The sequence below is a fragment of the Mycobacterium sp. NGS50 genome (assembly GCF_059812545.1).
The window spans coordinates 92,203-113,676 of record NZ_JCALCW010000003.1; the positions used below are offsets into that span (position 1 = coordinate 92,203).

General features: G+C 68.4%; 19 protein-coding genes. 8 read left to right on the forward strand and 11 right to left on the reverse strand.

All coding sequences use genetic code 11. The annotated features are described in order from the left end of the window. The first annotated feature begins 34 nt into the window (after positions 1–34). Entirely contained in the window at positions 35–2,773 is a 2,739-nt protein-coding gene (locus AC5Y36_RS03465; protein WP_500039451.1) for an aminotransferase class I/II-fold pyridoxal phosphate-dependent enzyme, read from the forward strand. Next, positions 2,770–4,161, forward strand: coding sequence for an NAD(P)/FAD-dependent oxidoreductase (locus AC5Y36_RS03470; protein WP_500039452.1), 1,392 nt, complete (start codon positions 2,770–2,772; stop codon positions 4,159–4,161). The genes AC5Y36_RS03465 and AC5Y36_RS03470 overlap by 4 nt, the downstream gene beginning before the upstream one ends. A gap of 98 nt (positions 4,162–4,259) precedes the next feature. Here AC5Y36_RS03470 and AC5Y36_RS03475 read toward each other — a convergent pair whose 3' ends face one another. Genes AC5Y36_RS03475 through AC5Y36_RS03495 form a run of 5 tightly spaced genes read right to left on the reverse strand, consistent with a single transcriptional unit; the run spans position 4,260 to position 9,340 of the window. Next, positions 4,260–5,474, reverse strand: a complete 1,215-nt coding sequence (locus AC5Y36_RS03475) for an O-succinylhomoserine sulfhydrylase (RefSeq protein ID WP_500039453.1) — start codon at positions 5,472–5,474, stop codon at positions 4,260–4,262. Continuing rightward, positions 5,471–5,890 carry a rhodanese-like domain-containing protein gene (locus tag AC5Y36_RS03480; protein WP_500039454.1) on the reverse strand — a complete coding sequence of 140 codons (420 nt, stop codon included), beginning with the start codon at positions 5,888–5,890 and terminating at the stop codon, positions 5,471–5,473. The genes AC5Y36_RS03475 and AC5Y36_RS03480 overlap by 4 nt, the downstream gene beginning before the upstream one ends. A 37-nt stretch (positions 5,891–5,927) precedes the next feature. After that, entirely contained in the window at positions 5,928–7,352 is a 1,425-nt protein-coding gene (purT, locus tag AC5Y36_RS03485; protein WP_500039455.1) for a formate-dependent phosphoribosylglycinamide formyltransferase, read from the reverse strand. 60 nt (positions 7,353–7,412) lie between these two features. Beyond that, positions 7,413–8,051: a PaaI family thioesterase gene (locus tag AC5Y36_RS03490; protein ID WP_500039566.1), complete on the reverse strand. Its 639-nt coding sequence runs from the start codon at positions 8,049–8,051 to the stop codon at positions 7,413–7,415. After that, positions 8,042–9,340 (reverse strand): adenylosuccinate synthase, encoded by a 1,299-nt coding sequence (locus AC5Y36_RS03495; RefSeq protein ID WP_500039456.1) that lies wholly within the window; start codon positions 9,338–9,340, stop codon positions 8,042–8,044. The genes AC5Y36_RS03490 and AC5Y36_RS03495 overlap by 10 nt, the downstream gene beginning before the upstream one ends. Before the next feature lie 101 nt (positions 9,341–9,441). Between AC5Y36_RS03495 and AC5Y36_RS03500 the strand changes: the two genes are divergently transcribed. Further along, positions 9,442–10,092, forward strand: coding sequence for a peptidase M50 (locus AC5Y36_RS03500; protein WP_500039567.1), 651 nt, complete (start codon positions 9,442–9,444; stop codon positions 10,090–10,092). Positions 10,093–10,215: 123 nt separating this feature from the next. On the opposite strand, the gene AC5Y36_RS03505 is transcribed toward AC5Y36_RS03500, so the two are convergent. After that, positions 10,216–11,703 carry an aldehyde dehydrogenase family protein gene (locus AC5Y36_RS03505; RefSeq protein ID WP_500039457.1) on the reverse strand — a complete coding sequence of 496 codons (1,488 nt, stop codon included), beginning with the start codon at positions 11,701–11,703 and terminating at the stop codon, positions 10,216–10,218. Then, positions 11,700–13,340, reverse strand: a complete 1,641-nt coding sequence (locus AC5Y36_RS03510; RefSeq protein WP_500039458.1) for a GMC family oxidoreductase — start codon at positions 13,338–13,340, stop codon at positions 11,700–11,702. Before AC5Y36_RS03510 ends, AC5Y36_RS03505 begins: the two co-directional genes overlap by 4 nt. 159 nt (positions 13,341–13,499) lie before the next feature. Between AC5Y36_RS03510 and AC5Y36_RS03515 the strand changes: the two genes are divergently transcribed. Together AC5Y36_RS03515 and AC5Y36_RS03520 are read left to right on the forward strand one after the other, a co-directional pair. After that, positions 13,500–14,744 (forward strand): PucR family transcriptional regulator, encoded by a 1,245-nt coding sequence (locus tag AC5Y36_RS03515; RefSeq protein ID WP_500039459.1) that lies wholly within the window; start codon positions 13,500–13,502, stop codon positions 14,742–14,744. Between the two features lie 135 nt (positions 14,745–14,879). Further along, entirely contained in the window at positions 14,880–15,014 is a 135-nt protein-coding gene (locus AC5Y36_RS03520) for a hypothetical protein (protein ID WP_500039460.1), read from the forward strand. Between the two features lie 3 nt (positions 15,015–15,017). On the opposite strand, the gene AC5Y36_RS03525 is transcribed toward AC5Y36_RS03520, so the two are convergent. Then, positions 15,018–15,530: a gamma carbonic anhydrase family protein gene (locus tag AC5Y36_RS03525; protein ID WP_500039461.1), complete on the reverse strand. Its 513-nt coding sequence runs from the start codon at positions 15,528–15,530 to the stop codon at positions 15,018–15,020. Positions 15,531–15,537: 7 nt separating this feature from the next. After that, a complete protein-coding gene (locus AC5Y36_RS03530) occupies positions 15,538–17,169 on the reverse strand; it encodes an FAD-binding oxidoreductase (protein ID WP_500039462.1) in 1,632 nt (543 codons plus the stop codon). A 64-nt stretch (positions 17,170–17,233) separates the two neighbouring features. Here AC5Y36_RS03530 and AC5Y36_RS03535 point away from each other — a divergent pair, with 64 nt between their 5' ends. After that, the gene (locus AC5Y36_RS03535) at positions 17,234–17,986 is read left to right on the forward strand and encodes a site-2 protease family protein (protein WP_500039463.1); all 753 of its coding nucleotides are present in this window, start codon (positions 17,234–17,236) and stop codon (positions 17,984–17,986) included. A 76-nt stretch (positions 17,987–18,062) separates the two neighbouring features. After that, a complete protein-coding gene (locus AC5Y36_RS03540; protein ID WP_500039464.1) occupies positions 18,063–18,947 on the forward strand; it encodes a cation diffusion facilitator family transporter in 885 nt (294 codons plus the stop codon). Here the strand turns inward: AC5Y36_RS03540 and AC5Y36_RS03545 are convergent. Continuing rightward, positions 18,944–19,360, reverse strand: coding sequence for a DUF3151 domain-containing protein (locus tag AC5Y36_RS03545; protein ID WP_500039465.1), 417 nt, complete (start codon positions 19,358–19,360; stop codon positions 18,944–18,946). The two genes, AC5Y36_RS03540 and AC5Y36_RS03545, sit on opposite strands and share 4 nt — an antisense overlap. A gap of 89 nt (positions 19,361–19,449) precedes the next feature. On the opposite strand from AC5Y36_RS03545, the gene AC5Y36_RS03550 reads away from it, so the two are divergent. Continuing rightward, a complete protein-coding gene (locus tag AC5Y36_RS03550) occupies positions 19,450–20,304 on the forward strand; it encodes an Rv0361 family membrane protein (protein ID WP_500039466.1) in 855 nt (284 codons plus the stop codon). A gap of 73 nt (positions 20,305–20,377) precedes the next feature. Here AC5Y36_RS03550 and fbaA read toward each other — a convergent pair whose 3' ends face one another. Next, the gene (gene fbaA / locus AC5Y36_RS03555) at positions 20,378–21,412 is read right to left on the reverse strand and encodes a class II fructose-bisphosphate aldolase (protein ID WP_500039467.1); all 1,035 of its coding nucleotides are present in this window, start codon (positions 21,410–21,412) and stop codon (positions 20,378–20,380) included. Positions 21,413–21,474 lie beyond the last annotated feature (62 nt).

The following is a 21,474-nucleotide window of genomic DNA, read 5'->3' on the forward strand; positions in this document are numbered from 1 at the left end:
GCCTGAGGACAGTGCTCAAGGGTGGGAGGCTCTGATGGCTGAGGTCAATCCGCGGGCGTACAACAGCGTGTGGCAATTCCGCGCCGATGCCTGGTGCCGATTGGAGGAGGCCAGCGAACGGCTGGCCAACGCCTCCGGACGAGGCCGCGACAGCGAACCGTTGATCGGCACCGTCGATGCGCTGCTGACTCAACTGCGCCCATTCGAACGATATTGGGCATTTCCGGGCAGCGCGGTGTTCGGCCAGATCCAACGGCTGTTCAGCACCGGCAGCTACGGCAAGTTCGCCCGCACGGTGGCCCGGATCAACCGCGCGCTGGTCACCGAGTCCTACCGCAGCGGCACCCTGGACTCCCCGGTCGACGCCGAGGAGGAAGCTGACGCCAGCGTCGTTCGACGCCCGGAACGGCCGGCCCGGCCGTACTTCGAGGTGCTGGTGGTCGAGACGATGACCGAGGCGCAACAACGCGAGTTGCGCGACGAGGTGCGCAGTTGGCGCCGCCCCGACGACCAGTTCATCTACGAGCTGGTGGTGGTCGGCAGCGGCGACGAGGCGGTGATCGCGGCCCGGCTGAACGTGAACCTGCAGGCCTGTGTGATCCGACGACGGTTCTCGCACCGCTCCCGCCGGGACCTCTCCGCGCTGGCCGAGTTCGTCGACGCGCACGTCGCCGAGGATCTGGCTGACCATTCGCCGGAGGAACGCGCCCAGATCCTGGCCCGCTCCCTGGCCGATACCCGCCCGGAACTGGACCTGTACCTGATGACCGAGATCGAGGTGGAAGATGTGGCGGGCCGGCTCGGCCAGCATTTCCGCCGGGTCTTCCACGCCGGGGAGGGCTCGCTGGACCTGCACCTGTGTCTGCTCGACGGCGTCGCCGCGCGGTACAAGACCCCGTTCTTCTCCGCACTGCGCGAATACAGCCACCGGCCGACCGGGGTGTTCCACGCGCTGCCGATCTCGCAGGGCAAGTCGATCGTCAACTCGCATTGGATCAACGACATGGTCCGCTTCTACGGCCTGGAGGTGTTCCTGGCCGAGACCTCAGCCACCTGCGGCGGGCTGGATTCGCTGCTGGAACCCACCGGTCCGCTGCGCGACGCGCAAGCGCTGGCCGCCCGCACGTTCGGATCCCGGCACACCTATTTCGTCACCAACGGCACGTCGACGGCGAACAAGATCGTCGAACAGGCGCTGATCGCGCCCGGCGACATCGTGCTGGTGGACCGCAATTGCCACCAGTCGCACCACTACGGTCTGATGATGGCCGGCGCCCAGGTCACCTACCTCGAGGCCTACCCGCTCAACCCGTATTCGATGTACGGCGGAGTTCCGTTGCGCGAGATCAAATCCCGGCTCCTGACGCTGCGTGACGCCGGCAAACTGGATCGGGTCAAGCTGTTGACGCTGACCAACTGCACCTTCGACGGCGTCGTCTACGACGTGCAGCGGGTGATGGAGGAATGCCTGGCGATCAAACCCGACCTGGTGTTCCTCTGGGACGAGGCCTGGTTCGCGTTCGCCCGCTTCCACCACATCTACCGCCGGCGCACCGGCATGTACTCCGCGCAGGCGCTGCGCGAGAAACTGCGCTCGGAGAACTACCGACAGGCCTACGAGCAGTACGCCGCCACGATGGCCGGCGCCGATAACGAGACGCTGCTGAACACCCGGCTACTCCCCGATCCGGCACGCGCCCGGGTGCGGGTGTACGCCACCCAATCCACCCACAAAACGTTGACCTCGCTGCGGCAGGGGTCGATGATCCACGTGTTCGACCAGGACTTCGACCAGAAGGTGCAGGAGACCTTCCACGAGGCCTACATGGCGCACACCTCCACCTCGCCCAACTATCAGGTGCTGGCGTCACTGGACGTGGGCCGCCGACAGGCCGACCTGGAAGGCGTCGAGCTGGTGCAAAAGCAGGTGGAGAACGCGATGCAGCTGCGCGACGCGATCGACAACCACCCGTTGCTGAGCCGCTACATGCACTGCCTGTCGACGGCGGAGATGATCCCGGACAGCTACCGCCCGTCGGCGATCGACCAGCCGCTGCGCAGCGGCCTGCACAACATGGCAACCGCCTGGGAACAGGACGAGTTCGTACTGGACCCGAGCCGCATCACGCTCTACGTCGGCCCCACCGGCATCGACGGCGACACCTTCAAACGCGCCGAACTGATGGACCGATACGGCGTGCAGATCAACAAGACCTCCCGCAACACCGTGTTGTTCATGACCAACATCGGAACCACCCGCAGCTCGGTTGCCTACCTGGTTGAGGTACTGGTGAAATTCGCTCACGAACTCGACGACAGGATCACTGATATGGGACTTGGCGACCGCGCCCGACACGAGCGGGCGGTCCAGCGGCTGACCAACCCCTCGGCGCCGCTGCCCGACTTCAGCGGATTCCACTCCGCGTTCGTGGAGAAGGGCGGCGACACCGTGACACCCGATGGCGATGTGCGCCGCGCCTTCTACCTCGGCTACGACGACAACCTGTGTGAATACCTCAGTTCCGAGGAGATCACCGACCGGATCGAGGCCGGCGAGCAGGTGGTGTCGGCCACCTTCGTCACCCCGTATCCGCCGGGCTTCCCGGTACTGGTTCCCGGTCAGGTGTTCAGCACCGCGATCCTTTCCTTCATCGCCAGCCTGGATACCCCCGAAATACACGGGTATCGACCACATCTGGGCTATCGGGTGTACACCGCCAAGGCACTGGAGATGACCGAGGTCACCGCTCGTCCCTGGAGCCGGGTCGGATGAACACGCCTGCGCCTGGGCGCCACCGCGTCGTCATCATCGGGTCCGGGTTCGGCGGCCTGACCGCGGCCAAGGCGCTCAGACGCGCCGATGTGGACGTCACGGTCATTTCCAAAACCACCACACACCTGTTCCAGCCGCTGCTGTATCAGGTGGCCACCGGCATCCTGTCCGAGGGCGAGATCGCCCCCACCACCCGGCTGATTCTGCGCAGACAAAAGAACACCAGGGTGCTGCTCGGCGACGTCGAGGACATCAACCTGGCCGCCAAGACGGTGACGTCGAAGTTGGTCGACACCCACACCGTCACCCCGTTCGACAGCCTGATCATCGCCGCCGGCGCGCAGCAGTCCTATTTCGGCAACGACCATTTCGCCACCTACGCGCCCGGCATGAAGACCATCGACGATGCGCTGGAGTTGCGTGGCCGGATCCTGGGTGCGTTCGAGGTGGCCGAGGTCACCACCGATCACGCCGAACGCGACCGCCGACTGACCTTTGTGGTGGTGGGCGCCGGGCCCACCGGCGTCGAGGTGGCCGGGCAGATCGTCGAGCTCGCCGAACGCACCCTGGCGGGTGCGTTTCGGACCATCCGGCCCAGTGATTGCCGGGTGATCCTGCTGGACGCGGCACCTGCGGTGTTACCGCCGATGGGCGAAAAGCTGGGCCTCAAGGCCCAGCGGCGACTGGAGAAGATGGACGTCGAGGTGCAACTCAACGCGATGGTGACCGCCGTCGACTACCAGGGCATCACGGTCAAGGACAAGGACGGCACCGAGCATCGCATCGAGTGCGCCTGCAAGGTCTGGGCGGCCGGCGTGCAGGCCAGCCCGCTGGGCAAGATGGTCGCCGATCAGTCCGACGGCACCGAGATCGACCGTGCCGGAAGAGTAGTCGTGCAGCCAGACCTGTCGGTGAAGGGTCATCCGTACGTTTTCGTCGTCGGCGACCTGATGGCGGTGCCGGGCGTCCCCGGGCAGGCGCAGGGCGCAATCCAGGGTTCGAAATACGCGGCCAAGCTGATCAAGCAGTCCATCCGGGGCCATGACGATCCCGCGGACCGCGCGCCGTTCAAGTACTTCGACAAGGGCAGTATGGCGACCATCTCGCGGTTCAGCGCCGTCGCCAAGGTGGGCCGAATCGAGTTCGGCGGCTTCATCGCCTGGCTGGCGTGGCTGGTACTGCACCTGCTGTACCTCGTCGGGTTCAAGAACCGGATCACCACGCTGTTCCACTGGTCCATCACGTTTTTGGGCCGCGGCCGCGGCGAGATGGCGATCACCAGCCAGATGATCTATGCCCGGCTGGCCATGACCCGTGCGGCCGAACAGCAGCGCGGCGCCCTGGCGGCGGCCGAACAAGCCGAGCACGCCGAGCAGGAAGCGGGTTAGCGGCTCTCCTTTCCCGCTTCCCCCGCGAGTGGCACTTTCACGACGCTTGCCTGGCGTGTCGCGTCGTCAAAGTGCCACTCGGCACCAGTTTGGGTCCGCTACCCCAGCGCGTGATCCAGGTCGGCGAGCAGATCATCGGTGGCCTCGAGTCCAACCGAGATCCGCACCACCCCATCGCCCAAGCCGATCGCCGCACGCCCCTCCGGGCCCATCGCGCGATGCGTGGTGGTGGCGGGGTGGGTGATCAGCGATTTCGCGTCACCCAGGTTGTTGGAGATGTTGATCAGCTGCAGCTTGTTGAGCATCTCGAAAGCGCGCTGCTTGGCCTCGTTTTCAGCGGCATCAAGCTCGAAGGTGATCACGGTGCCGCCGCCGGACATCTGCTTTCTGGCCAGGTCGTACTGCGGGTGCGACGGCAGGAACGGGTAGCGCACCCAGCGCACACCCGGATGACGCTCCAGGTACTCGGCGATACGCAACGCGGCCGAGTTGCTGTACTGGACCCGAAGCGACAGCGTCTCAAGGCCTTTCAGCAGCAACCAGGCGTTGAAGGCGCTGATGGCCGGGCCGGTGTGGCGCATCAGCTGCTGCACCGGACCGCCGATGTATTCCTTATCGCCGAGGATGGCCCCACCCAGCACCCGGCCTTGGCCATCGAGGTGTTTGGTGCCCGAGTACACCACCACATCCACACCCAACGGAAACCCCTGCTGCAGCAGCGGAGTCGCGAAGACGTTGTCCAGCACCACTTTCGCGCCGGCCCGGTGCGCCATTTCGGTGACCGCGGCTATGTCTACCAGCGACTGCATCGGGTTGGACGGCGTTTCGAAGAACACCGCCGTGGTGGGCACCGACAGCGCCTGCTCCCACTGGCTCAGGTCGTCGCCGTCGACGAATACCGTCTCGACACCCCAGCGCGGGAGGATCTCGTTGCACACCACGAAGCACGACCCGAACAGGCTGCGCGCCGCGACCAGCCGGTCGCCGGCACCCAGCAGCGCGCCCAGTGAAACGAACACGGCCGCCATCCCGCTGGCGGTGGCGAAGCAGGCCGGGGCGTCCTCGATCAGCCGCAGCCGCTCCTCGAACATGCTGATGGTCGGGTTGCCGTAGCGCGAGTACACGAAGCGGTCCACCTCGCCGGTGAACGCCTGCTCGGCGGCTTCGGCGGAGTCGTAGACATAACCGGAGGTCAGATAGAGCCCTTCGGCGGTTTCGGCGAACTGCGAGCGCAGCACGCCGCCGCGGACCCCGATGGTGGCCTGGCTGACGCCGTCGGGCAACGGATCCGGCGTGCGGACCGAGGGTGTCATGACTGCCTCCAGGGCAGGCCGACGGTGCGCCATCCGCCGACCCCGCGGTGGGCGTGCTCGTCGAGGTTTCCCTCGAACCCTTCCAGCACGTTGTAGGACGGGGCGATCCCCGCGGCGGTGGCCGCCTCCGCGGCACCGATGGAGCGGTTGCCGGAGCGGCACAGGAATACCACCGGCCGCTCCCCGGGGCCGGCGACTGGGACCCGTTCCAACAGGTCGGCGACGAAGCTCTCGTTGTGCTGCCCGTCGTAGCGGTTCCACTCGATGTAGATCACGTCGCGTCCGAGATCGGACAGATCCGGCACCCCCACGAAGCGCCATTCGGCATCGGTGCGCACATCGACCAGCACCGCGTCCGGGTTGTCACTGAGCAGCTGCCAGGCCTGTTGCGGTGTGATATCTCCTGCGTAGCTCACCCGCGAAAGTCTGGCACATCGGCGGTGGCGGTGCTCATCACGGCCACCGCTTGGTCAGCGCCGCGCACGCCCGCTCGGCGTGGGCACGCGCGACCGTCACATCCGATCCGGTGGCCACCGCCGCACCCAGCCGGTGCCGCGGATGGCCGTCGTCATGACTGAAAACCGCCACATCGGTCTCCGGGACGGCCAGCGCCCCGGCGAGCGCGGCGGCCGGCCCCGGACCGTTCGCCGTCGCTTCGACCGCCTCGCCGTCGGCATAGATGACGCGGGCCGCCCCGGGCGAGATCATGATGGTGTCGACCGGCAAGCCCAGGATCGCCCGGGCCTGCAATTCGGCCGCCGAAAGACGCTGGCTGCGCAGGGTCACCAGGGCGGTGTCCTGGGGATGCACGGTGACATCGGAGAAGTACACCTCGTCGCCGTGGATCATCAGCTCGACCCCGAACACGCCGCGTCCGTCGAGGGCCGTGACGACGCGGGCGGCGATCGACCTGGCGGCGTCAAGCGCGGCGGCGCTCATCGGCTGTGGCTGCCAGGACTCCAGCGTGGGCCGACCGTCGGCGTCGACCTGGCGGTGCCCGATCGGCGCACAGAAGTCCAGCGTCGGCCCGTCGGCGCCGACGCTGCGCACCGTCAGCAGCGTGACCTCGTCGTCGACTTCCACGAGCGTCTCGGCCATCACCTTGCCGGCGCCGGTCGTGACCGCACGTTGCCAGGCCGGTACGACGTCGTCGGGCCGCAGCATCAGCGACACGCCCTCACCGCGTGCCGCGGTCACCGGCTTGACCAGCATCGGGAACCCGGCGTGTTCGGCGACCGCGCGAAGTTCCTCGACAGAGCCGGCGAACCAGAACGGCGCGGTCGGCAGGCCGAGTTCGTCGGCGGCCATCCGTCGCATCCCCTCCCGGTCGGCACCCAGCCGGGCGCCGCGGACGCTGGGGATCACCGCGGTCGACCCGGCCTCGGCGGCGGCGCCCAGCGCCTCGGCCGCGATCGGATCCGAGCCGGCGACCACCACGAACCCGGGCTGCAGCCGCGCGATGGTCGCGGCCAACTGGTCGGCGTTCGCCGCATCGACCACCACCGACCGGTCGGCGATCCGCGGGGTGCCGGAGTGACGCTCGGCGACGATGACTTCAGCACCGAGGCGCTGCAGCGCGATCACCACGTCGCGGCTGGTCTCCTCCGCTCCGAGCAGCAGGATCCGGGTCCAGGTGCCGCTGTTGGGGGTGGGGGTGGCGTCGCCCGCCGGGATCGCCTCGGTCGCCGGCGCGCCATCACCCGCGGGGATGGCTTCAGTCTCCGGGGCGGCGTCCGCGGCCGGCATCACCTCGGTGGCAGCCGGGGCCGGACCGTCGGCCCGGATCGGATCGGTCGCCGGGGTTTCCGGACCACCGCCAGCGTCGGAGCGGGTGTGCCGACTGCCGGATTTCGGTTGCTCCCTCCAGCGCTCGACCATGTGTTCAAGGATAAGGGGACGGCCTCGACCGCGCCGAATGTCGGATGCTCGACGAACAGGTCAGGGTTGCCCGGGCAGCAGCCGGACCATCAGGGCGTTGACCTCGGCCAGCAGGGTGTCGTCCTCATCGGTGAGTTCACCGGACAGGAACGCCTTGCGGCCCTCGCTGGAGTCGATGCGGCCGCGAACCTTCAGCGGGGTGTCGATCGGGGTGACCTTGCGGTAGTCGACATGCAGATACGCGGTCCGGCTGATCGGGCGTTGCGCGGCGTGCACCACCATCCCGCAGAGGTGATCGAACAGCAGCGGCAGCACCCCGCCGTGCACCGCGTAGTTGCCGCCGACGTAGTAGCGACCGAACTGGCCCCGCATCTCCACCCCGTCGGGATCAAATCGGGTGATCTTCCACGGCGGCAACAGCAGGCTGCCCATGCCCGGCAGCGACGGGACCCGCCCGGCCGGGGCGACGCCCTCAGGCACCTGGAACGGGTCGAGCAGTTTGATCATGTTCTCGGCGCGTTCGGCGGCGTCGTCCCAGGTGTCGCCGCCGGGGTCGGTGGACACCGCGAGGTCCTGCAGGCGGCGCATCGCGGCGACGAACCGGCCGAAGCCGGGTCCGGGCTGCGCTGCCTCGTACCGCGGGAAGCCGCCGTGCTTGCGGTAGTCGGGGTCGAGTTCTTCGGGCTCGCTCACCGGGATTCCCGGATGACGTCGCGGCGCACGATGGTCTGATCGCGGCCCGGGCCGACGCCGATGCACGACACCGGCGCACCGGCCAGCTCCTCGAGCCGCAGCACATAGTCGCGGGCCTTGGCGGGCAGGTCCGCGAAATCGCGGGCCCCGGAGATGTCCTCCCACCAGCCGGGCAGCTCCTCGTACACCGGCTGGGCGCGGCCCAGTTCGCTCTGCGTCATCGGCATCTCGTCGGTCTTCTTGCCGTCGACCGTGTAGCCCACGCAGATCGGCACGGTTTCCAGGCTGGACAGCACGTCCAGTTTGGTCAGGAAGTAGTCGGTGATGCCGTTGACCCGGGTGGCGTAGCGCGCGATCACCGCGTCGAACCAGCCGCAGCGCCGGGCACGGCCGGTGGTGACCCCCACCTCACCGCCGGTCTTGGACAGGTAGGCGCCGTGCTCGTCGAACAGCTCGGTCGGGAACGGCCCCGACCCGACGCGGGTGGTGTAGGCCTTGAGGATGCCCAGCACGGTGGTGATCCGGGTCGGCCCGATGCCGGAGCCGACGGCCGCGCCGCCGGCGGTCGGGTTGCTCGAGGTCACATACGGATAGGTGCCGTGGTCGACGTCGAGCAGGGTGCCCTGGGAGCCCTCCAGCAGCACCGTCTCCCCCGCCTCCAGCGCATTGCCCAGCAGCAGCCGGGTGTCGGCGATGCGGTGTTTGAAGCCTTCGGCCTGCGCCAGCAGGTCCTCGACGACCTGTTCGGGTTCGAGTGCTTTGCGGTTGTAGATCTTGACCAGTACCTGGTTCTTGAACTCGCACGCGGCCTCGATCTTGTGGGCGAGCTGTTCGGGGTCGAGCACGTCGGCGACCCGGATCCCGATCCGGGCGATCTTGTCCTGGTAGCAGGGCCCGATGCCGCGGCCGGTGGTGCCGATCTTCTTGTTGCCCAGGTAGCGCTCGGTCACCTTGTCGATCGCCACGTGGTACGGCATCAGCAGGTGCGCGTCGGCGGAGATCAACAGCCGGGTGGTGTCCACTCCGCGGGCCTCGAGTCCGCTGAGCTCGTCGAGCAGCACCCCCGGATCGACCACCACGCCGTTGCCGATGACGTTGGTGACGTCGGGGGTCAGCACCCCCGACGGGATCAGGTGCAGTGCGAAGTTCTCCCCGTTAGGCAGTACGACGGTGTGCCCGGCGTTGTTGCCGCCCTGATAGCGCACCACCCACTGCACGCGCTCACCGAGCAGGTCGGTGGCCTTACCTTTGCCCTCGTCGCCCCATTGGGCGCCGATCAGGACGATTGCCGGCATGTCTCCCGCTTAGGTTGTTCAGCGGGTGTCGCGCCCGCCTCATTGTGGTCAGCCGGTGACCCACCCTATCTCAGCCGTTTGCCCGGACCCGGTAAAACACCATTGTGAGCACAGAGACCGCGGAGACAGCAGTGCTGGTGTTCGACGATCGGGCGCGGTTGCCGCGCCCGTTGACCGGCCTGCCGTCACGACGCATCAGCGGCGCGGATGCGATCGACGCCGCCCTGACGCAGCACCGGCGACTGATCGTGGTCGGTGCGGACGCCGACCTGTCAGCGGTGTTGAGCCGACTGCTGCGTGTCGAGGCGTTCGACGTGGAGGTCGGCTACGTCGCGCGACGGCGCACCGCGGCCACCCGCGCCTACCGGCTGGCATCCGGGCTCCGCGCCGCGCGGCGAGCCCGGCGCGGATCAGCGCACCGGGTTCCGCTGATCCGCGACGACACCGCCACGGTCCTGGTCGGTGCGGCGCGGTGGCTGCCGCCCGCCGGCGCGCGGGGGCTGCACGGCGAGGCGGTGGTGGACGACACCGTTCTGTTCGACGGTGACGCGGCCGGGGTTCGGATCGAGCCGACGCTGACGCTGCCCGGCCTGCGGGCGCGGGTCGCGGGCCGGCGCCGTTGGGTTGCCGGGCGGGCGGCGCAGCTGGGTACCACCGGGGCGGCGGTGGTCAGCGACGGTGTGCCGGGGCGCCGGACGGTGAAACGCTCGACGTTCTACCGGCACACCCAGGGCTGGTTGCTCGTCCGGTGACGAGGTGGGCCGAAACGGCCCGCCGAGGAGCCGGCGCATCAGAATCAGTCGGTGACGAGGTGGGCCGAAACGGCCCGCCGAGGAGCCGGCGCATCAGAATCAGTCGGTGACGAGGCGGGCCGATTACTTGCGCCCGTGGACCAAGGCGACGATCTTGCCGAGGAGCGCATCGGTTCGGGCAGTGCGCCGAAACGTCAGCAGTGCGATCGGCGACGCGAAGCGCTGCCGAACCACGGCGTGCGCGTAGCAGAACTCGCGGAGGCCGTCGGGGCCGTGGATGCGGCCGAACCCGGACGCACCGACACCACCGAACGGCACCGATGGCAGCGCGGCGAACCCGAAGACCGTATTGATCGAAACCATTCCGGAACGAACACGGGCGGCGATCCCGGGTCCGTTGCGTCGACTGAAGACGGTGGCGCCCAGCCCGTAGCGGGTGTTGTTGGTCAAGGCGATGGCCTCCGCCATGTCCCGCACTCGGCGCAGGGTGAAGACGGGGCCGAAGGTTTCTTCGGTAACTGCGATGGACGTTTCCGGCACATCCACCAGCACCAGGGGTTGCACCAGTTGGCCACCCGTTTCTCCGCCGCCGTGGGCGAGCACGGTGCCACCGTCGCCGCGGGCGGCGTCGAGATGGGCGGCGACGACGTCCCTTTGGGTGGGCATGGTCAACGGTCCGATGTGGGCGGCCGGGTCGGTTCCGGCACGCAACCCGGTGACCAACGCGGCAACCCGCTCGGCGAACGGTTGGTAGACGGCCTGGTGCACGTAGACCCGTTCCACTCCGATGCAGGTCTGCCCGGCATTCGACATCGCCGCCCACACCGCGGCTTCGGCGGCGGCGTCGATGTCAGCGTCTGCATCCACGATGAGCGCGTCCTTGCCGCCGCCCTCGACGACCAGCGGGGTCAGCGTCTCGGCGCACGCGGCCATCACCCGTTTGGCGGTGGCCGTGGACCCGGTGAACGCGATCTTGTCGACCCCGCTGCGACACAACGCCGCCCCGGTGTCGCCGTCACCGGTGACCAGTTGCAGCACCGGGTATTCGGGCACCACCTGGCTGAACACCTCGACCAGCCATGCGCCGACACCGGGACTGAACTCGCTCGGCTTGAACACCACTGCGTTGCCGGCTGCAAGTGCATAGGTGATCGATCCCATCGGGGTGAACACCGGATAGTTCCACGGACCGATCACCCCGACGACACCGAGCGGCCGGTAGTCGACCGTCCCGGCGAGGTGAACCATCAGTGGGTTGGTGGCTGCCCGGTGGGGACCCAGCACCTTGTGGGCGTTCTTGGCGGCCCAGGCGATGTGGTCGAGTGTCAGCGCGATCTCGAGGTGCGCATCCGAGTGCGGCTTACCCATCTCCTCATGCATCACGTCGGCCAACCGGGCTGCACGGCGGGCCATTACACCGCGAAACGCATCCAACCGCCGTCGGCGTTCGGGGTAGCCCAGGCCATTCCACCACTCGGCGGCGACACGAGCTCGCTCGACGACGGCACGCACTGAGACGCCGTCCTGGATGGGATAGCTGGCGATGGTTTCACCGGTGCCCGGATTGCGGACATCGAAAGTGGTCGCGGTGCGCGGATCGGTAACAGTCATTTCGCGGACTCCAGCTCTGGAACTGACATCTGTTCAGTGGTTTGGGATATATTGCCGCGCAACAAGTCTGCAGCCTTTTCCCCGATCATGATGGTTGGGGCGTTGGTGTTGCCGCGGGTCACCCGCGGCATGACCGAGGCGTCCGCGACCCGCAGCCCGTCAACGCCGTACACGCGCAGCTCGGCGTCTACTACAGCCTGGTCGCCGGTGCCCATGGCGCAGGTGCCCACCGGATGGAACAGGGTTTGCGTCCAGCGCGCAACGAACTCGCGCAACTCGGTGTCGTCGAGGTCATCGCGGGCGTGCAGCAACGGCCCGTCGATCAACGCGGCCAGCGGGCCGCCGCGGGCGATCGCGATGGCCTGGCGGCAGCCGGCCATCATCGCCTGCAGATCGACGGCCTCAGCAAAATAGGCCGGGTCGAGCAGCGGCCGCCACCTCGGGTCTGCCCCGGTCAGCCGCAACCGGCCACGGCTGGCGACGTCGATCAGGGTGACACCGGTGGTGAACATCCGCCCCTCCGGTTCGTGCAGGCAATTGTTGTAGAAGCCGGTCGGGGCGGCGATGAACTGGATATCGGGGCCGGCCAAGTCGGGACGGGTGGCGATGAACCCGCCCGCCTCACCCACATTGGTCGACAATGGGCCGCGTCCGGTGAGCTGCCACTGCAGCATCCGCGCCGGGGTGACGTGATCGACAGCGATATCGGTGGTGCCCCTGGTGCGCCACACCATCGTCGCGACCGGGTGGTCGTGCAGATTGGCACCCACGCCGGGCAGATCGACGGCGACCTCGATGCCGACATCGCTTAGGTGATCGGCGGGGCCGATGCCGGACAGCATGAGCAGTTGGGGGGAATTGATCGCCCCGCCAGACAGCACGACCTCCGCGTCGACGGCGGCGTGCCGCAACTGCCCGTGCTGCAGATAGCTGACCCCGGTTGCGCGGGTACCGGCCAGTGTCAGGTTGGTGGCCAGCGCGTCGGTGCGCACGGTCAGGTTCGGCCGGGCCAGGACATCGACGCCGAGGTAGGCCTCCGCGGTGGACCAGCGCCGCCCACGGTGACAGGTGGCCTGGTAGTAGCCGGCACCAAGTTGGCTGGCGCCGTTGAAGTCGGAGTTGCGGGCCAACCCACCGGCGACCGCAGAAGCCACCCAGGCGTGACTGAGCTCATGGGTGAACCGCCGGTCCTCAACGTGCAGGGGGCCGCTGGTGCCGTGCAGCGGGCCGGTGAAGCGACTGTTCGTCTCGGCGCGCACGAAATAGGGCAGGACGGCGTCGTAGCCCCACCCGCTCGCACCGAAATCCCGTTCCCAGCCGTCGAAATCGTCGCGGGCACCGCGGATGTACATCATCGCGTTCATCGATGAGCACCCGCCCAACGCTTTCATCCGCGGCCAGTAGGCGCGCTGCCCGGCCAGGCCGGGCTGGGCGGTGGTCTGGTAGTTCCAGTCCCAACGGGTCTTGAACAAGCTGGCGAAGGCGGCCGGCATCGAGATTTCCAGCGCCCGGTTGGCGGGGCCGGCTTCCAGCAGCAGCACCCGGGTTGCGGGGTTCTCGGTGAGGCGGCTGGCGACGACCGCGCCGGCGCTGCCCGCGCCGACGACCACGTAGTCGAAGGATTCGTTGAACTGCACGGTGACCTCGGTAACTGTCGAGAGGCGGATGTGATTGCGGCCGCTTCGCCGCGACACAAGGACACCACCGACATGGTCACCCGCTCTTGAGCATTCGTGCCACACTTGCGGCCGCCGGTTGTACTTTTGTCCAAATACCGAGTGGGAAGGCAGCCGCGCGTGGCGGACGAACCGGACAGTGCGTCGTTGGTGCGGGACTGGCTCGCCGGGTTCGTCGAATCGGTCAGCGGCCCCGAAGAGATCCGGCGCGTGACGGGCGAGTGGGACGCGGCCATCCTTGAGCAAGTGCCGCAGGTGCGCGATGATCCGGCGCTGGCGGCGGAATTGCATGCCAGCACCAGCGCCCATTTCCGCACATTTGTCGGGCTGCTGCAGCGCGATGAGATGCAGCTGCTGCTGCCGCCGCAGGCGGTCGACTTGGCGTTGTCTATTGCGCGCCGCCAACTGGACCTGGGCGTGCTGTTAAAGGTGTACCGGGTGGCCTACCGGGCGGTGTGGGCCTACTTCCGGGACCTGACGGCCGATCTGGCCGACCCCACCCGAACCGCAGTGCTGGTGTTCCTGTGGGAGCGGGCGGTGTTCTGGATCGACTCGTCGATCGAACAACTGATCCAGGTCTACCTCGACGAACGCGAGGCGACCATGCACGGCATGCTGGCGCGGCGGGCGGCGACCATCCATGCCCTCCTGCGCGGGGAGCCTGTCGCGTCCGAGGTTGCCACCCGCGACCTGGGATATCGGGTGCGCGCCGTCCATGTGGCGCTGGTGCTGTGGCTCGACGCCGACACGCCCGGCACCGACCCGGTCACCGAACTCGGTGGCGGCGCAGCCGCGATAGCCGAGCACGTCGGCGGCGGCAAACCGTTGGTGTTGTCGGCTGGACAGCGCGAGGTGTGGGCCTGGCTGGCGGTGCCCGCGTCGACGGACCCGGCGGCGATCGGCGCCGCGGTGGAGTCCCTGACCAACCCCGGGGTGCGGGTGGCCGCCGGAATACCCGCGGCCGATTTGGCCGGTTTTCGCAGCAGCCACCGTGAGGCCCGCGACACGCAACGCGTGGTCATCGACTCCGGCTCGACGCGACGGTGCACCAGCTATGCGGACGTGGAGTTGATCGGTTTGATGTCGGCCGACCACGACGCCGCGCGCAGCCTGGTACGCCGCGAGCTCAAAGGCCTCGGCGGCGACAGCCCCGCGCTTTCGCGGATCCGCGAAACCGTCGCTGCCTACCTGGCTCACGGCGGCAACGTCGATGCTGCCGCCGCCGCGCTCATCGTGCACAAAAACACCGTGCGGTACCGGTTGTCTCAGGCCGAGGAATTGCTCGGGCATACGCTCAACGAACGCCGCACCCATATCGACTTGGCGCTGCGCTACCTGTCCTGGTTCGGCGCTGCCAGCGACTGACCGCGGGGGCACCGTTTGTGCGGGTGTCCAAAACCCGAGGCAAACGTCGTTCATCGGAACCTAACCAGAGACGCGCTGTCCTGAGACCTTCGTCACACCAGAAATCACTGGACCGACGATGCAAGGGGACACACCATGATCAATCTCTTTCCGATGCTGCTGGTCTTCGCGATTGTGCTGAGCCCGGCGCTGCTGCCGGCGTTCATCTCGCTTGGCCACTCGGTGCGCTCAACGATCACCAAGCGGCAACAGCTCGCCGCCGACGCCTAGAACTCACCGGCGGCTGTCGTCGTGCTGATCCTTGAGCGCCATGTAGACCTGCGCGTTGAGCGTGATGTGCTGGCGTTCCTGTTCGCTCAGCTCGCGGCGGATCTTGCCCGGCACCCCGGCGACCAGCGATCCGGGCGGCACCTGCATGCCCTCGGGGATCAGCGCGTTGGCGGCGATCAGGCTGCCGGTGCCGATCTGCGCGCCGTTGAGGACCGTCGCCCCCATCCCGATCAAGACGTCGTCGGCGACGGTGCAGCCATGCAGAACGGCGTTGTGCCCCACCGAGACCCGCGACCCGACCGTCAGCGGAAATCCCGGGTCGGCGTGTAGCACGCAGCCGTCTTGAATGTTGGAGTCCACGCCGATGTCGACCGTTTCCACGTCGGCGCGCACCACCGCCGAATAAAAGATGCCGACTCCGGCGCCGATCCGGGCCCGCCCCACCACGGTGGCGTTGTCCGCCACCCAGGCGGTGTCGTCGACTTCGGGTTGGTGGCCGTTGACGGATTTGATCATCGCTGCACTACCTCGCTTTCGGGGGCTCGGGATCGATGAGGACGCCGGGGTTGAGAATCCCGGCCGGGTCCAGCGCAGACTTGGCGGCCCGCAGTGCCGCCGCGAACAGGTCGGGCCGCTGGCGGTCGTACCACGGCCGATGGTCGCGGCCGACGGCGTGGTGGTGGGTGATGGTGCCGCCGTGGGCGTTGAGCGCATCCGATACCGCCGCCTTGATGTCGTCCCACTGCTGCACGGTGTGTCCCCACCGGCCCGCCGCGTAGATCCCGAAGTACGGCGCCGGCCCGTCCGGGTAGATGTGGGTGAACCGACAGGTCACCAGGCCGGTGATCCCGGCGGCGGCAAAGGCGCCGGCGGCGGCCTCGGACACCGCGGCGCGCAGTTCGTCGAAACGGTCCCAGGTGCAGGCGGTTTCGAAGGTTTCCACGATCATCGCCTGGGCGGCCAGCGCGTCGCGCTGATAGGGCATCCGCAAGAACGCCGACCGCCACGTCTCGGCGGCCCCGGCCGCCGCGCGGGTTTCGGCGGCGTCGCTGAGCCGCACCCCGTCGGGCACGGTGCCGCCGTGGTCCCGGCAGATCTCGACCGCGCGGGCCATCGGCACCTCGACGGGATGGTCGGCGGATTCGAAGGCCAAAACCAGCACGCCGCCCGCCGACGCGGTGCCGGCGTTGATGAACGCTTCGACCGGATCGAGCAGCCGGCAATTCGCCGGGAACAGCCCGGACTGGGAGATCACCCTGGTGGCCGCGACCGCTCGGTCGTAGTCGTCGAACAGCACCGAGGCGCCTGCCCGCCAGCGGGGCCGGTCCTGGAGCCGCATCCACGCCTCGGTGATCACCCCGAGGGTGCCCTCCGATCCCAGGAACATCCGGTCCGGGGAGGGGCCGGCGCCCGAACCCGGCAGCCGCCGCGACTCGCCGGTTCCGGCCGGGCTGACCACCCGCATCGATTCGACCAGGTCGTCGATGTGGGTGTAGACGGTGGCGTAATGGCCGCCGGCGCGGGTCGCCAACCAGCCGCCGAGGGTGGAGAACTCGAACGATTGCGGGAAATGGCGCAGCGCCAGGTTCTGGACCCGCAGCGCGTCGGCCAGTGCCGGACCCAGGATGCCGGCCTGGATGCGGGCGGCTCGGCTGGTGGTGTCGACCTCTAGGACCTGGTTCAGCCGGCCCAGGTCCAGTGCGACGGTCCCGGCGAAGTCGCCGTCGCAGCGCGGCTCCACCCCGCCGACCACCGACGTGCCGCCGCCGAACGGGATCACCGCCACCGCGGCGTCGGTGCACCAATCCAGGATGTCGGCGACGTCGCGCTCGGTCTGCGGCCGCACCACCAGGTCGGGGACGTGGTCGAGGCGGCCCAGCAGGTTGCGGACGACGTCGCGGAACGCCTGTCCGTGGGCGTGCGCGACGCGGTCCCGGATGTCCGCGGTGACCAGCCCTGCCAGCGAATCCGGTGCCGCCACCCGCGGGGCGGGGATATTCAGAGCGGACAGCGGTGGCGGCTCGTGCACGGTCAGATCCGCCCCGGGCAGCATCGCCGCGACCCGCTCGGTCAGGGCGGCACGTTCGGGGCCGGTGACCGCGTCGGCGATATTGCCCCAGCCCCACCAGGAGCGCCCGGTCGTTTCTTGAGCCATCAGGGGCCGACAGTACCGGGCACCGCGCGTGCGGCCGGCGCGAAGTTACGGAAAGATCGGCCCGATGCGTCCGAGCCCGATTTTTCTGCTCCTCCTGGGGTTGACCGCGGTCGGCGGCGGGTTGGCCTGGCAGGCCGGGACCGAGGTGCGGCCGCTGGCCTACGCCGGGGTGTTTTTGTTCGTGATCGCCGGCTGGACGGTGTCGCTGTGTCTGCACGAGTTCGGCCACGCGGCAACCGCCTGGCGGTTCGGCGACCAGACCGTCGAGGTACGCGGTTACCTCACCCTGGACCCGCGCCGCTACAGCCATCCGCTGCTGTCGCTGGGGTTGCCGATGCTGTTCATCGCGCTGGGCGGGATCGGGCTGCCCGGCGGGGCGGTGTATCTGCAGACCGGGTTGATGCCGCCGACGCGGCGCAGCCTGGTCAGCCTGGCCGGCCCGTCGGCCAACCTCGTTTTGGCGGTGGTGCTGCTGGGGGTCACCCGGCAGTTCTTCGACATCGATCACGCCGTGTTCTGGGCCGGGGTGGCGTTTCTGGCTTTCCTACAGGTCACCGCGCTGCTGTTGAACCTGCTGCCGATGCCGGGCCTGGACGGCTACGGGGCGCTGGAACCTCACCTGAGCCCGCAGACCCAGCGCACCCTTCAACCGGTCAAACAGTGGGGCCTGCTGGTGCTGGTGGTGTTGTTGATCTCGCCGGTGCTGAACCAGTGGTTCTTCTCCGCCGTGCTGTGGTTCTTCGAACTGTCCGGCGTCTCCGGCACCCTGGCCGGGCTGGGCATGGGCCTGACCCGGTTCTGGAGCGCGTGGCTGTAGCGGGTCGCCCGCTCAGCCGGCAGCGGCCTGGCTGACCGGACTCCGCACCGCGCCTGCACCACTTATATTTCCTGCTATGGGCGCCGGCCACGATCACAGCCACGGCGATGCCCGCGCGTCCCGGATGATCGCCGCGGCCGCGGTGCTGACCGGATTCCTGGTCGTGGAATTGACCACCGCACTGCTGATCAACTCGATCGCGCTGCTGGCCGACGCCGGGCACATCCTGACCGATCTGGCCGCGCTGATCATGGGTCTGATCGCGGTGATGCTGGCCCGGCGGGGCAGTTCCTCCTCGGCCCGCACCTACGGCTGGCACCGCGCCGAGGTGTTCACCGCGGTCATCAATGCCGCGCTGCTGATCGCGGTCGCTGCGATCATCCTCGACGAGGCGCTCCAACGGCTCGGTGACGCCCCAGAAATCCCGGGCGTGCCGATGATCGTGGTGGCCTGCGCCGGGCTGGTCGCCAACGCGGTGGTGATGCTGTTACTGCGCTCCCACGCCGAGCACAGCCTGGCGGTCAAGGGTGCCTACATGGAGGTGGTCGCCGACACCGTCGGCAGCGTCGGCGTGCTGATCGCCGGCGTGGTCACCGTAACCACGCACTGGACCTACGCCGACGTGGTGGTCGCCGTCCTCGTTGCGTTATGGGTGCTGCCGCGGGCGATTTCGCTGGCCGGTTCGGCGTTGCGGATTCTGTCCGAATCATCACCGGACCACATCGACGTCGACGCGCTGCGGTCGGCGCTGGGCGCCCTGGACGGGGTGACCGACGTGCACGACCTGCACGTCTGGACGCTGGCGCCGGGCAAGGACATGGTGACCGCCCACTTGACCAGTAGCGCTGACTCGATGCGGGTGCTGGGCCAGGCGCGCGCCGTGCTGGCCGCCCACGGGCTCGAGCACGCCACCGTGCAGGTGGAGCCATCCGACGGCTTCGGTGGTTGCGCGGGCTGCTAGGCCAGGTCCAGCGCCGCGCGGGCGCCCGGGTCGCAGTCGTCGAGCAGATCCAGGCAGCGCGCCTGCTCGTCGGTTTCGCCGATCGCCGCGGCAGCGCGGGCCAGTGCGGCCACACAGCGCAGGAAGCCGCGGTTGGGTTCGTGCGCAAACGGCACCGGACCGAATCCCTTCCAGCCGTTGCGGCGCAACAGGTCCAGGCCGCGGTGGTAGCCGGTGCGGGCGTACGCGTAGGCGGTGACGGCCTGGCCGTCGGTCAACGCCGCTTCGGCCAGCGCCGCCCAGGCCACCGACGCCGACGGATGGGCGGCCGCGACACTCGTCGGGTTCTGGCCGACGGCCAACGCGTCCTCGGCATCTTCGGCGGCGGGCAGCAGAATCGGGTCGGGACCCAACAGATCGCGCATTGCCGCCATTCTGCCGTATCGCGGCCGCTCCACGTGATAGCGGCATTGCTCAGTAAGCTAATAGCAGCCCATTCGCTAGCGGGAGGACAGCAGCACTCATGCCGAACCCATCCGGGCCCGACCGCGACAGCGCTCCGACACCGCCGGGGTCCGAACGTGGTCCCGAACCCGCTCAGGTGAACCCGCCCGAGGAGCAGCCCACCGATCCGAATCAGCAGGTCACCGACAGCTACCCGGTGGCGCCGGCCGACGCCGATTACGCCACCCAGGCGATCGACACCACCGCCAGCGCGCCGACCGAGATGTTCGTGACCACCGATCCGCAGCAGCCTGCGCCGGAGCGCCGCTTCACCGCGCCGGGGTTCGATGCCGGTGCCACCCAGATCATCCCGACCGGACCGAGCCAGCCCACCGAGGTGTTCCCGACCGCTCCGCCGCAGCAGCAGCCGGGCAAGGCCACCCCGCAACTCATCCCGCCGCGGTTGGCGGACAAACTGCCACCGGCGACCGCGCGTCGCTGGGGCTGGGTGTTGGCGCTGATCCTGGTGGTGCTGGCGTTGGCGGCGATCGCGGTGCTCGGCACGGTGTGGCTGACCCGCGAGAACAAGCCGAAGGTGTCGCAGGAGGACCAGGTGCGCTCCACGATCCTCAACTACGACAGCGCGCTGCAAAAGGGCGACCTGGCCGCGCTGCGCAGTATGACCTGTGGCGGGCAGCGCGACGGCTACGTCGCCTTCAACGACCAGGCATGGACCGACACCTACGGCCGGGTCGAGGCCGCCAAGCGCTATCCGGTGATCTCCAGCATCGACCAGGTCGTGATCAACGGCGAGCACGCCGAAGCCAATGTCACCGCGTTCATGGCCTACGCACCGCAGATCCGGTCGACCCGCAGCCTGGACCTGCAGTTCCGTGACGACCAGTGGAAGATCTGCCAGGCCCCGACCGGCTAGCTTCTCGCGCCAGCAGACGTAAAAGTGCCCTATTCCGTCCGGAATAGGGCACTTTTACGTCTTTTCGCCGGGGTTAGCCGGCCAGCGACTTACCGGCGCAGTGCAGGTCGTTGCAGGCCTCGACGACCCGCTCGGTCATCGCCGCCTCAGCCTTCTTCAGGTAGCTGCGCGGGTCGTAGGTCTTCTTGTTGCCGACCTCGCCGTCGACCTTGAGCACGCCGTCGTAGTTGCTGAACATGTGGCCGGCGATCGGGCGGGTGAACGCGTACTGGGTGTCGGTGTCGACGTTCATCTTCACCACACCGTGCTGCAGGGCTTCCTCGATCTCGGACTTCAGCGACCCCGAACCGCCGTGGAAGACGAAGTCGAACGGCTTGGAGCCGGCCGCCAACCCCAACTTGGCCGACGCCACCTTCTGGCCCTCACCCAGGATGTCGGGGCGCAGCTTGACGTTGCCGGGCTTGTAGACGCCGTGCACGTTGCCGAAGGTCGCCGCCAGCAGGTATTTGCCGTGTTCGCCGACGCCCAGCGCGGCGACGGTCTTCTCGAAGTCCTCGGCGGTGGTGTAGAGCTTGTCGTTGATCTCGTTGTCCACGCCGTCCTCTTCGCCGCCGACCACGCCGATCTCGATCTCCAGGATGATGTTGGCGGCGGCGGACTGCTTGAGCAGCTCGCGGGCGATGTCGAGGTTCTCGTCGATCGGCACCGCCGAGCCGTCCCACATGTGCGACTGGAACAGCGGATTGTGACCCGCGCGCACCCTTTCACTGGAGATCGCCAGCAGCGGCCGCACGAAGCCGTCCAGCTTGTCCTTGGGGCAGTGGTCGGTGTGCAGCGCCACGTTGATGGGGTACTTCGCCGCGATCACGTGGGTGAACTCGGCCAGCGCGACCGCACCGCTCACCATGTCCTTGACGCCCAGGCCGGAGCCGAACTCCGCTCCGCCGGTGGAGAACTGGATGATGCCGTCGCTACCGGCGTCGGCGAATCCCTTGATCGCGGCGTTGATGGTCTCCGAGGAGGTGCAGTTGATCGCCGGGAACGCGTACGCGTTGTCCTTGGCGCGGCCGAGCATCTCGGCATATACCTCAGGCGTTGCGATGGGCATGGAACTTCCTCCTGGCGAGTCGAACGGGGTTCATATGGCCACGTATGCCCCTCAGTATTCCA